Origin of the sequence: uncultured Veillonella sp. (assembly GCF_963543145.1) — a bacterium.
GTDB lineage: Bacteria > Bacillota > Negativicutes > Veillonellales > Veillonellaceae > Veillonella.
Genome location: NZ_CAUTZP010000019.1, coordinates 19,121 through 32,031, shown reverse-complemented (window position 1 = coordinate 32,031; position 12,911 = coordinate 19,121). Strand labels below are relative to the sequence as shown.

Here is a 12,911-nt window from a genome sequence, read left to right as displayed (position 1 = left end):
CTGAGATCCCAAGCCAAGAGAGGAGAAGTCTGGATTTTTAAACATGAGCTCACATCCCTTTCTTATCTTGTAATGTATTCAAGATTTCGTAACAATTTGCACGAACGGAAATGAAGTCGTCTACGCCAGCTTCACGGTATACAGGCTCAAGGTCCTTAGGCGGTGCCCCTGCCAAGATAACCGTTACATTCGGCATAGTTTCTTTCAATTCTTTAGCGAGTGGTGGTACTAATTCAGGATATGTATCATCTGTGGAACAGATAACCACAACATCGGCACCACTTTCACGAGCAGCCTTCGCAGCATCAGCCGTTGTTTCATGGCCGTCATTTTTAATAACTTCAAAAGCACCTACTTCGAAGAAGCCTGTAGAGAAGTCCGCACGAGGTTTATGTTGAGGAATTGGGCCCATATTAGCCAAGAATACCTTCACATTATCTTTCGTACGTTGTTTATAATTTTCTGTGCGCATCCGAAGTGCTTCAAATTGTTCAGTCCAGCGATGAGCCGTGATTGGTTCGATCGTTTCAGAAGAAATATCGCCAGCGTCTAAAGCCTTACGGATTTGACGGATTGTCAATTTTTGCAATGCACCGAGTTCGATAAGACCAATCAATGCGCCTGGTTCTGTCGTACTTGCTTCTAGGGTAGCCTGTGCTTTCACAACAGCATCTGGATCCGCACTCGCCAAGTATTCTTCAATTTGAGCAACCCGTTTTTGACGCAATGTTTCTTGATTTTCTGGTTTTGGATCTAATAGCTCTTCTGTCATGTTTGCATACATGTTGTTACCTACAGCCACATCTCTGCGGAATGCAAGGTTTTTGAAGCGTTCATCAAGAATGGCTTTAACTTGAGCTTGTGGATAGCCTTCTTTCAAGGCTGCCACGATGCCCCCTTTAGATTCGATAGTTTGGAACTCAGCCCAGATTTTTTCACATAATTCAGCCGCCAAGGTTTCCACATACCAAGAACCGCCTACAGGGTCCACAGGTTGACGCAACTCGAATTCAGTTTGCAACATAACTTGGATGTTACGAGCAATACGGCGAGAGAAATCGTCCGCTTTGCGAATTGGTTGGTCGAACGGGGATACTTCAAGGCTGTTCAAACCGCCTACAACGCCAGAGAATGCTTGTGTTGTATTGCGCAACAAGTTTACATATGGGTCGTATACAGTTTTCGTAAAAGCAGATGTTCTGCCGTGTACATGCACGGCACGGTCAGCTTCTTCAGCACCGAAAGCTTCCATAATGCGAGCCCAAATAACACGCAATGCACGCAATTTAGCGATTTCCATAAAGAAGTTAGCCCCTAAAGAGAATGTAAACATCATGCTCTGAGCGATGGTATGAATATCGATGTTCCGTTGTGCTAATTGACGCACATAGCAAACTGCTGTTGCCAATGCATAGGCAACCTCTTGCACATCATTAGCGCCACCATTAGCGTATACATCGCCAGATACAAGTACAGTTTTAAGCTCTGGAGCTTGTTCTTTAGCCCATACAACAGTATGTGCCATTTCATCAAAGGCTGTATCTAAAGACATATGCAATGTACCATCTTTAGCCCAAACACCAATAGGGTCTGCGCCAACGAGACCTTTCAAGTCAGAGGTTTGTTTTTTAGCCCCCTTCACAGTAGCTGCCAACATACCGATCAAGATGGCTGCAGAGGCACCGGTTTCAATGTACAAAGGATTTTCTTTCAAATCGAAACGGTCAATTAATTGTTTGCAGTCATCCATAGTAGATACAGATGTACCACCAACACCGACAGATGCGCCTACTTGTACATCTTGATCATGGCGTGTCGCTTCATCAAGACGGATGTTGTGGATGGTGCCACCTTTTACAATTTCGTATAAACTTGAATGATTCGCATCTTTCGGCAAGGAATCGTCTACGTATTGGGATACGCCCCAAGACTCTTTAATATAACCACTTGCCTTAGTGCCACGTAGGAACTCGCCTGCCCCAGGGTATACACCTTTTGGAATTTTTTCCCCATGCAATGCAGGTGTGTAAATTGGTTGCAACGTAATACCTTCGTAGGTTTTAGTGAACATTTTCTTGTGGAAGTCGCCACCTTTTAACGCCTTTTCAACTTCAGCCTGCCATTGTTCATACGTAGGTTTCTCAAATTCATCAAAGGATACAGGTGCTAATAAATCGCGTTCAGCATCCTTTGAAGTCTTTTTGTCAGACATATATGTGCCTCCTTTTCAACTCGAAACCATACCGAGAAACAGCGCACCGTACCTGCGAGTTGTTATGCATACACATCACACGAGCTTTCCTGTATATAGATCACATCAACCTCAAATCTGTGTCCATCAATTCAATAACTATAAAGCCTGATGTATATGCTATATAGCCACTTTCAAGGGCAACAAAAAACGTGCCACCCAAAAGTGACACGTAAGGTTTCTTGTTGAAAGGTACGCCAAAAAAACACTGAAACCAGCATACCCCAATCCCCTTCCTATCGCTCGTAGGTACATAACGGTGATTATCAAATAGGCAGTTCTCCTGGCTCGGGTTCATCACCTCGCTTTCGCCTTCCCAGATTTCTCCAGTGACATGAATGAAAGCAGGCTCGTCCTTACAGTGGCGGGACCGCATCGGCTTGTACCGATTTCTCTATTAAGTCTTGCGACACCTATTCTCTATATTCGTTGTTCTAAGTCCAATATAGTGTAAGATTATGCACAAAGTCAATGAACATAACAGTTAATCATAGGTAACAAATTTTAGGTTATAACTGATAGGCATACGTAATAACTGAAACGCATAATACTATTTTGAGTATTCATTGAATGGTTACAAGTAGGTTTACTATTAACAACACTATGCACTCTATCAGCATGATATAATGATTTTATCAATACGAGGAGGTCAGATCATGAATGAAATAAGCAAAAAAGGGCTCAGTACGACTTTACTCTGTTGCTTAATCTGGGGCTTACTCCCCCTATATTGGGCACTACTTAATCAAGTTTCTTCCTTTTCGGTACTATCCCACCGCATCATCTGGTCCGGTGTTTGGATGTTTTTCCTTGTTATCATCACCGGTCGTCAACAACTACGCATCGATATCCACTATTTACGCACCAACCTTACTCAATTAGGACTATTATTACTTGCTGCTATGCTGATTAGTATCAATTGGTTCACCTATATTTGGGCTGTTACCAACCAACATGTTCTCGATACTAGCCTCGGATACTATATCAATCCACTACTCAATGTATTGCTAGGTATCGTCATCTATAAAGAAACCTTGCTGTGGTCACAAAAATTAAGCATCGCCATCGCCGTGCTGGGTGTATCTATCATGACCTATGAGCTAGGCTCCTTGCCGATTGTTTCCATTGTACTAGCCGTATCTTTTAGTCTCTATGGGGCTATCAAAAAACGCCTCACCATCCATCCATTTTCGAGTATTGCGATGGAGGCGTGGCTTGTTACACCCATTGCTCTATGGTATGTACTAACAGTAGATACTACATCATGGTCTTTTATTGAAAATATGACCCCCACCGGTCTACTGCTTGTTTGTTCAGGCCTTACTACATCTGTGCCCCTTATCCTGTTTTCATATGGAGCTCGTTTATTGCCACTTAACGTACTAGGGTTCTTACAATACCTATCTCCAACTATGGGCTTTTTCTTGGCTATCTTCTACTTTGGTGAAAGCTTTGGTGTAGCACAACTCATGGCCTTTGGCTGTATATGGATAGCCTTAGTATTATTCTCATTATCAAGCCAAATCACAACGCGCATTAGCCTAAGAAAATAAGGTATATCCTACTTTAGTTCAAACAGATATAGATTTAGCTAAAAATAGTAAATCTGTAAAGAAAACCTTAACCATTCCAGCATGGCTAAACGACAGAGCACTAGCGAAAGGAATTAATTTTTCTCAGCTTTTACAAGAAGCATTAGTAGAGAAAACAATGTAAATTCATATCATCAATTGCTCAACAAAATTAGGACTACGATCCACGCAATGATGGCAAGCGTTAGTAAGCCTACACAGATCATCCACATGATAATCACAAAATAGAGCAATAGTTTGAGTACATATAACACATCAAACCAAATGCTATGTCGGTCCTCTAGCTCATCCATGTAGGCACTGAGACGGCGCTCTAAATAGGGCGGTTTAGTATGAGGATTTAGCTTTTTCCAATAAAATACTAGATACGGCGTCGCAAAACAGCCCACCAATACGATATACGTAAGGAAGATTGGTGTTTCTATGTTGTACTGAGCCATAAAACCTGACCAGTCCATGACCATTAAGCTACCTAAGTATATAAAGCCAATCCAATATACGAAGCCTATTAACTTTATAATAAGGCGAATAATCTGTTTACTATCCATATAAAATCCTATTACTATCTGAGATTATAATTGCTCTAAGTTCACATTATAACTCTACTAATTTCACATGATCATTCTACTATGCCCAAAATGATAAGCATACGAATTATAATCCTACTAATGTTTTAAATTGCTTATTATTATGAAAGCGCTCGAAATGGTCTTGTTCTGCTGCCACAGCTTTTACAGATGGATCAATGTTAATCGCCTTTTCAAGCCAGTCAAGGGCCTTAGTATCATCACCTTGGTCTGCATAGATGGTAGCAATACCATAGACGGACCAAGTGTTACTAGGGTCCTTTTCTAATACCTTTTCAAACCACTGTTTAGAATCGTTTAATTGGCCTTGTAACTTGTACACCATAGCCATATTATAGTAATTCGCTACATTATTAGGATCTAAATCATAAGCCTTTTTAGTATCTGCTAAGCCTTTAGTTGTATCGCCATCTAAAGCCGTAGCAAATCCACGCACAGAATAAGCCTCAGCATTATTAGGGTTCTCCTTAATAGAGGCTGTGGCCTCTTCGATGGTTTTCGCATAATCACCAGCAGATAAAGCTTGTTTAGCGGTAACTAAATGATTATCTAGATTAATCATTTTACTACTGTCTTGAGAAGATGTAATAGAACTTGTAGTATTGTTTTCTATATTACTATTATTTGCATTCTGATTTAATCCACAACCACTAATAAATATAAGTAGTAAAAATATAGTTAAAATTCTTCTCATATTATATACTCCATTCTTAAATAATCTCAAAGATGCATACCATAATGATATAATAAAAATACCTCCAGGAAGGAGGTGTTATATTGGAGGAGTTATCTTATACACTCTGGGGTACCTTGCTTGCCCCTCTTATTGTTGCCTTAGTAGTAACTACCTACAGCTATTGGCTCAACAATAAGAACCAAAAATAAGCAAGAAAAAGGACGAGCTGCCACTCGTCCTTTTTTTGTTATATTGTAGGTAATTTCATACACTCTACTACCTACGTATAGTATATCATACTTAATAGAAAAATAAACCCCTAATAGATAATACTGACATCTTATTCAATGAATATTATTTCTTAGCCTTAGAGCAACGGTCTAATAGGAATGCAACGCCTACGAATGGGATACCACCGCTTTCACCAAGACCAATTTCACATGTGGAGCTAGAGCTTACGCCTAGTGTAGCGCCGTATTCAGCAATTTCACTAGCAAGGTCTTTTGTAGCAGATTTGTTGAGTTCTGGTGTGAAGAAACCTTTTTGACCAGCAAAGCCATCGCACGCAAAGGATTTGATGTTGAATACATGGTCGGTGCAGAGGCGAGCTAGGTCTTCAATGTATTGAGATTTGTTCAAAGATTTAATCTTACATTGTTTGTGTACGATAACTCGTTCATCGCATTTTTCAATGTCAAGATGCGGCACCACATATTTGCACAAGAATTCAGAAATATCGTTGATTTCTAAGTCTGGCATATGTTTGAAAGCATGGTTGAAGCACGCGCTATGGTCGATTACGATTGGGTATTTACCATTTTGAGATGCTTTCATCAATGCATCGTGCAAGTCTTTTACAGCCCGTTCATGAACATTGTCATAGTTTTCAAAGCTCAAGCCGCAGCAGAGGTTTTCGATATGTTGTGGGTAAATAATATCGATATGAGCCTTGTTGCAGAGGCTTTCCACTACTTGTTGTAAGCTGCGATTATCGTCATAACCTTGGTTCGGTTTGAAGGCGCGGTTCGCACATGTACTGAAGTATACAACCTTTTCAAAGTTAGTTGGCTTAATGCGATTTCTTAATCTATAATGGTTAGCCTTAGGCGTTGTCTTAGGTAAGTACGGTGTAATGCCTGTGACGCCGTGTAAACCTTCGGTAATTTTGGAAATTGCTTTTTGTGTAATGATAGAACCAGCAATGCCTTCAAGGCTTACGCCAGCACGAGCCATTTGAAGGGTTGTGGAGAAGTTGTCGTAAATCTTCTTAGCCAATTCTGGTGCTGGTGGATCAATGCGGCGCATGGACAATGCGATTTGAGCAGTATCGATGCTAAGAGGACAAAGACCTTTACACATAGAGCATGCTGCACAAGTGTCCACACCGTAGTATTCGTAGCCTTTTCTGAGCTCCGATGCCAATGTGAAGTTACCTTCGTTTTCAAGGCGTTTCGTTTCGCGCAACAACGCAATACGTTGACGTGGAGTCAATGTTAAATTACGGCTTGGACAATGTTTTTCACAGAAACCACATTCCATACAGATTGTGAAAGCATCATCGATAGCGCATTGTGCCTTAAGGTTTTTCTTGTACACATCTGGATCGTCTGTAATCATAACATCAGGGTTCAAGATGCGAGTAGGGTCAAAGATAGCTTTGATGCGACGATTGATTTCGTACGCCTTTTTGCCCCATTCCATTTCAACGAATGGCGCTACCATTCGGCCTGTACCATGTTCAGCTTTCAAAGAGCCGCCGAAACCAGATACACGTTCAGACATTTCTTTCACCAAATCGCCAAAGTTCTTAGTATCTTTAGGGTCACTGAAATCAGGAGTGATGTTGAAGTGAACATTACCAGACAAAGCATGACCAAAGATGACACCACCATCTACGAAATCGTATTTATGGAACAATTCCGTAATCATTTCAATGCCTTTAGTGAAGTCTTCGATTTGGAAGCAAACGTCTTCAGTGATAACTGTTGTACCTTTTCTACGTTGACCACCAACGATTGGCAAGATACCTTTACGGATGGCCCACCAAGAATCGTATTCCTTAGGATCTTGAGAATAAAGGCTTGGAATTGCTGTTGGAATATCTTTTAATTGTTCTTTAATGAAAGCCAAGTTTTGATCTACTGTTTCTTTGGAATAGCTTTCAGTTTGGAACAAGATGGCACTTGTACCTTCTGGCACTTCACGAACGAAATCAGGTACGTTTTCAAGGCTTTGAACGGCGCGCAAGGACTGATAGTCCATCATTTCTGCAGCGATAACCTTTTCACGGCCCATATTAGCGAGCGCTACAACCGCAAGGGATGCATCATTCAATGTTTTGAAGAACATGAGGCCACAGCCTTTATGAGGCACGTCTTCAACGGTGTTGTACACAATTTCAGATACGAAGCCTAACGTACCTTCAGAGCCGATGAACAAGTGATTGATAATGTCGATAATATCTTCAAAATCAACGAGAGAGTTCAAGCCGTAGCCTGTAGTATTTTTAATTTTGTATTTATGATGAATCAAATGAGTCAATTCTTCATCAGCCAAGATTTCTTTGCGCAATTGCAAGATATCTTCAACCATTTGAGGTTTTTCTTTGAGGAATTGATCGATGCTCTTTTGGTCGGATGTATCAAGAATAGAGCCGTCTAATAAAACAACGCGAATAGAGCGAATTGTTTTATACGAGTTCTGCGCCGTACCACAGCACATACCAGAGGAGTTATTATTCAAAATACCGCCCACTAATGCTGTTGCAAGCGTTGCAGGATCTGGACCAATTTTACGATTATACGGTTTCAATAGATCGTTTGCATCGGAACCGATAACACCACACTCACATTTTAAGGCTTTCCCATCGTCGATAACTTCCATTTTTTTGAAGCCATCATTACATACGATAAGAACGTCTTCACTAGAGCACTGACCAGACAATGAAGAACCAGCCGCACGGAATGTAAATGGCGTGCCGCATTGTTGGCATAAACGAATAAGGCGTCTTACTTCGCGTTCGTCCTCAGCCTTTACGACAACCTTTGGTAAATAACTATAGCAGGACGCATCAACGCCATATGCATAACGACGTAAATGATCGGTATACACGCGACCTTTACAAATCTCTTTTGCCTCCTTGGCAAAACGTTCATAATCTCTAATAAGCGTACTCACTTGTATTTCCTCCTATCCTCTCATAAGGAATTTATTTTACTTTTAGTATACGCCGTTCTCATTCTCACCACTATAATTATGCATAAATTATATCTCTTCTAATAAAAATCGATATGGCTCGCTCTTTTATTTCTTTAGTTGAAAGTACATCTCAATAGCATTATCATGTACTCATTTCTTCACATGTTTAATCAAGAACCCTTATTTATTAAGGATTAATTGATATATTTTATAGATATATACGAAAACCTCGATAAACTACGATTTATACTGCATATAATTCTATAGGAAATAGATTTCAAAATGCATGCATAAAACTATTATGATTTACTAATTTTAATTTTTCCGTTCTCAATTATAAGGTTCTATGACTTTTAGTTATACCCTAAAAAAACTTTTGAAATTCAAAAAGCCCTCTAGCGATACAACTCTTATGAGCTACCACCAAAGGGCTTTTATTAAACTATGCTTATTAAAGATATGGATTGTCTTAATAAATTGATCCCACAAATCTTATCCTAGAATCCCCGATTTTAGGATGAGTCGTACGGCCAAGGCAAACACGGCTACACTCATAAGGGCAAGGATGGCTTTTGCCTTGAGGCGTTTTGCAATGCGCGCACCAGCTTGAGCGCCAAAGATGGCTCCAATACTCGTAGGAATAGCAATACTAAAGACGATATGATTCTCTATTACATGTGTAATAACACCAACCGTAGTAGATACAGCGAGGATGGATTGGCTAGTGGCCGTCGCCATATGCGTAGGAAAGCCCATTAAATAAATCAAGGCTGGTACGTGGATCAGCCCGCCACCAATGCCAAAGATGCTGGAGATAAAACCTACAAAAAAGCTAATACTAATACCGATAGGTTTACTATACGTTAGCTGTTCAAGCGTAAGGCTTTCTTCCTTCCGTTCCCCTTTGCGGAAATTCTTAAACCCAATCAAGAAGGAGGCACAGAGCATAAAGCACCCAAAGGCAAACATAAAGCCTTTACCAGAGAACCACCCCGACATTTGAGCCCCTAAGATAGCCCCTGGGAAGGTAGCCACACTAAAGACGAGAGCCGCACTGATATATACCTTTTTCTGTTTCAGATACGCTATAGATCCGGAGATAGCATTACACATAACAGAAAAGAGAGACGTCCCTACAATCATAGACGGAGACCATTCAGGGAACCAGTACATAAATAGAGGTACAAATACGAGGCCTCCACCAGCACCAATGATAGTGCCTAGCATAGCCGCTAAAAAGCCAACTATAGTAAAGAATATATAGAATAATACGATGTTATCTAACATGGTAAGTCCTCCCTTTAATTAGACTGGAAGAATGCTTTTGCATCTTTCAATCGCCCTCGTTCACAAGAAACTTGTAGTTCATCACCTGGCTCAAGTTTCACATCACCAAGAGGTACAATGTAGGTACCATTTCGGCGAATACTCACGATTAACGTGCCATCTGGCAATGCCAAGTCTTGTAACTGCACCTCTGTATAGTTTGCCACTACAGGCACCTTCGTTTGGAAGAAGGTTTGTACAGACTCTAAATTGTTTTGACCACTCATGGCTTGCAATAAGGAATCGTAGATCGGTGGTTCTTTTAAAAGCTCTGCCACAAGGTACGCCACGATGGTAACAGTACCGATGGCATAAATGTTGGAGAAACTATTCGTCATTTCAAGAACGAGTAGAATTGCTAGAATCGGAGTTCGCATAGCAGCTGCTAGCATACCACCCATGGCACAGATGACGAATTGCGGTACAAAATCAGGAGAAATGATGCCTAGCGTTGAAAGTAAGCTTTCACAAAAGGCACCTGCTGACGCACCGATGACAAGCATGGGTAAAAAGATGCCCCCTTGAGCACCACTGCCATAACAGAAGGTAGTGAGCAAAATCTTGCCTACTACGATACCTCCTAAGAGCAACACGCCATGAGATTGGAAGGCGAGCTGACCTACCAGATCATTGCCGCCACCTAAGAGGAGCTGGGAATCAAAGCCAATGACCGCCACAGTCACAAAGGTAAGGGCTAGTTTCAAAAATCTCGAGCATTTGAGCCACGCAAAGAATTTCTTGAATGCGAAGATCATGCGGCAGAAAAACACCCCACAAAGCCCCATAACAACACCTACTAAAAGGAGTATAGGGAAGTATTCAAGAGGAACACCAGAGGTTACGGTAAACCCCAGTGCAGGCTCAAGGCCAAAGATACTAACCGTAATATAGTTTGAAATCAATGTGGCCACAAAGGTTGGCACAACGAGGTACGGATAAAAGCTTTTATGGACCTCTTCAAAGACAAACATCGCCCCCGATACGGGTGCACTAAAAGCAGCCGTTAAACCGGCTCCCGCACCAGCAGAGGTCAAAATACGCTGCTCACGTAGACCAGAATTCATCCAGTACGATACGATTTTCCCTGCAGAACCACCAATCTGTACGGCTGGACCTTCACGACCTACAGAAAAGCCGGCAAATCCAGTCAGTACGCCACCGATCATCTTAGATACAAGTATCCGATACGGTTTCATATCAAAGAGTCCCAGCATTTCCCCTTCGATTTGAGGAATACCAGAGCCGCCTGACAATGGTGCCCAAGCGAGCAAGCGATCTACGATAAAGGCAAAGATAACCATTGCTACAAGCCATCCTATGGCCCACTCTAGAGTAATGCCATCCATCAACTGCCAACGCAAATGCTCCGACTCTAAGATTAAATAGCGATATGTGGCTCCGCAAAAACCTGCCAAAACGCCAACGACGGCGCCCTTTGCGATGAGCTCCGTTAAGAGTACACGATTCATGGACATATCTGCTAAGGTAGAACTGCGCTTATTAAATTTCCATATTTTCATAAGATTCTCTCCTCAGCATATAGAACATCCATGTACCTATTCAGATTACTATCATAGCTATTGGTTGTAATTTTAGTAATCATAAATCAACAGATTATCTACTCTAACAAGTATCTGCCCGAGTTATGCTCTAGTCTAACAATTATCTATTCATATCCTTAGTATACTTATGTAAATTATGATTTTCAAGAAATGATTCAACGGAAGACTTTATAAACTACAAAACAAAACTAGACATCTCTACAGCAAAAGAGATGTCTAGTCTTGTTTAGCAAGTGTTTATAGATGTGGTCTTTACATAATCGGAGGCATGCGAGCTGTGTAAAGACTCTAAAGATGCTACTCTCCCTGCGCTGTTACAGGCACGTTGAGCTTAACATCATTTAGACTATTAAGGCATATGAATCATCTGCATAAATGAATCTTATTTGGTTGTTAATATATAGATTCATAGATGCCAATGATTTCTTCTAAGGATGCATCACGTGGGTTACCAGGTGTACATGCATCGTTGAAAGCAGATTCAGCGAGGAATGGAATGTCTTCCCGTTTTACGCCTGCTTCGCTAAGAGATTTAGGAATACCTACGTCATCAGCTAATTTTTGAATTACGTCGATAGCCGCTTGACGATAGGTTGCTTCATCCATAGCGTCCACATTAGGAATGCCCATAACGCGAGCGATTTCACGATATTTTTCCCCTGTTGCAGGAGCATTGAATTTCAATACCGCTGTTAAAAGCATGGCACAAGCCTTGCCATGAGGGATATCGTACACAGCACTCAACGGATGCGCCATAGAGTGAACGATACCGAGACCAACGTTAGAGAAGCCCATGCCTGCAATATATTGGCCTAAGGACATAGCTTCGCGACCAGCGTAATCGCCTGCTACAGCACTGCGTAAAGAACGACCGATGATTTCAATAGCTTTCAAATGAAGCATATCAGTAAGTTCCCATGCACCTTTTGTGATATAACCTTCTACAGCATGCACGAGGGCATCCATGCCTGTTGCCGCACAAAGGCCTGTCGGCATAGATGCGGACATATCAGGATCTACGATAGCTACGATTGGGATGTCATGAGGATCAACGCAAACGAATTTGCGGTTCTTTTCAACGTCTGTAATAACGTAGTTAATAGTAACCTCTGCAGCCGTACCAGATGTAGTAGTAACAGCGATGATTGGCAAGCAAGGGTTCTTAGTAGACGCTAACCCTTCAAGGCTACGCACATCACTAAACTCAGGGTTCGTAATAATAGTAGCAATCGCCTTACTTGTATCGATCGGGCTACCGCCGCCAACAGCAACGATAACATCGGCACCAGCGGCCTTACAAGCATCAACGCCAGCTGTTACGTTTTCGATAGTCGGATTTGGTTTGATGCCGTCATAGATTTCATAATCGATGCCTGCCGCATCAAGTAAATCTGTTACCTTAGTAGCCACTTTAAATTCAAATAAATCAGGCGTAGATGTAACGAGGGCTTTTTTGAAATGGCGATTCTTAATTTCGTTCACAATCTCCTGAATCGCCCCTTGTCCAAAATAAGACGTACCGTTCAACATAATTCTGCGAGCCATATAATTCACTCCTAACAAAACAAACTATACAAAAAAACAAACCGATAGAGAATTACTTTACTTATTAATTCTCTATCGGTTTATTAAAATCCTTGATAGCGCATTATGTATACACTATATATTTTTATACAGAATATAGAGTATAAATTTATCCCCCCTCAGGGGGTAAACTTA

9 protein-coding genes, 1 pseudogene and 1 riboswitch are annotated in these 12,911 nt (G+C 41.2%); of the genes and pseudogenes, 3 read left to right on the top strand and 7 right to left on the bottom strand.

Annotation, left to right across the window (positions count from 1 at the left end; genetic code table 11):
• Positions 1-49: 49 nt before the first annotated feature.
• A complete protein-coding gene (locus tag RWZ05_RS08040) occupies positions 50-2,212 on the bottom strand; it encodes a methylmalonyl-CoA mutase family protein (protein WP_314643545.1) in 2,163 nt (720 codons plus the stop codon).
• 294 nt (positions 2,213-2,506) lie between these two features.
• Positions 2,507-2,683: riboswitch (cobalamin riboswitch) on the bottom strand.
• 224 nt (positions 2,684-2,907) lie between these two features.
• Here RWZ05_RS08040 and rarD point away from each other — a divergent pair.
• Positions 2,908-3,804, top strand: a complete 897-nt coding sequence (gene rarD / locus RWZ05_RS08035; RefSeq protein WP_314643542.1) for an EamA family transporter RarD — start codon at positions 2,908-2,910, stop codon at positions 3,802-3,804.
• Positions 3,800-3,967: pseudogene (locus RWZ05_RS08030) on the top strand (type II toxin-antitoxin system HicB family antitoxin); the annotation flags it as partial. The gene rarD and the pseudogene RWZ05_RS08030, both read left to right, overlap by 5 nt.
• A 10-nt stretch (positions 3,968-3,977) precedes the next feature.
• Here RWZ05_RS08030 and RWZ05_RS08025 read toward each other — a convergent pair.
• Entirely contained in the window at positions 3,978-4,391 is a 414-nt protein-coding gene (locus tag RWZ05_RS08025; RefSeq protein ID WP_314643540.1) for a hypothetical protein, read from the bottom strand.
• Between the two features lie 106 nt (positions 4,392-4,497).
• Positions 4,498-5,124, bottom strand: a complete 627-nt coding sequence (locus RWZ05_RS08020) for a TPR end-of-group domain-containing protein (RefSeq protein ID WP_314643538.1) — start codon at positions 5,122-5,124, stop codon at positions 4,498-4,500.
• Positions 5,125-5,207: 83 nt separating this feature from the next.
• On the opposite strand from RWZ05_RS08020, the gene RWZ05_RS08865 reads away from it, so the two are divergent.
• Positions 5,208-5,315: a type I toxin-antitoxin system Fst family toxin gene (locus tag RWZ05_RS08865; protein WP_399554365.1), complete on the top strand. Its 108-nt coding sequence runs from the start codon at positions 5,208-5,210 to the stop codon at positions 5,313-5,315.
• 145 nt (positions 5,316-5,460) lie between these two features.
• Here the strand turns inward: RWZ05_RS08865 and RWZ05_RS08015 are convergent, their stop codons facing one another.
• From RWZ05_RS08015 to fucO, 4 genes are all read right to left on the bottom strand, one after another.
• On the bottom strand, positions 5,461-8,283 hold the full coding sequence (locus tag RWZ05_RS08015) for an FAD-binding and (Fe-S)-binding domain-containing protein (RefSeq protein WP_314643535.1): 2,823 nt from the start codon (positions 8,281-8,283) through the stop codon (positions 5,461-5,463).
• 513 nt (positions 8,284-8,796) lie between these two features.
• Positions 8,797-9,591, bottom strand: coding sequence for a sulfite exporter TauE/SafE family protein (locus RWZ05_RS08010; protein WP_314643534.1), 795 nt, complete (start codon positions 9,589-9,591; stop codon positions 8,797-8,799).
• A 14-nt stretch (positions 9,592-9,605) separates the two neighbouring features.
• Complete coding sequence (locus tag RWZ05_RS08005; protein WP_314643531.1) at positions 9,606-11,150, bottom strand: ClC family H(+)/Cl(-) exchange transporter; 1,545 nt, start codon at positions 11,148-11,150, stop codon at positions 9,606-9,608.
• A 435-nt stretch (positions 11,151-11,585) separates the two neighbouring features.
• Positions 11,586-12,737 carry a lactaldehyde reductase gene (gene fucO, locus RWZ05_RS08000; RefSeq protein ID WP_314643528.1) on the bottom strand — a complete coding sequence of 384 codons (1,152 nt, stop codon included), beginning with the start codon at positions 12,735-12,737 and terminating at the stop codon, positions 11,586-11,588.
• Positions 12,738-12,911: the final 174 nt, after the last annotated feature.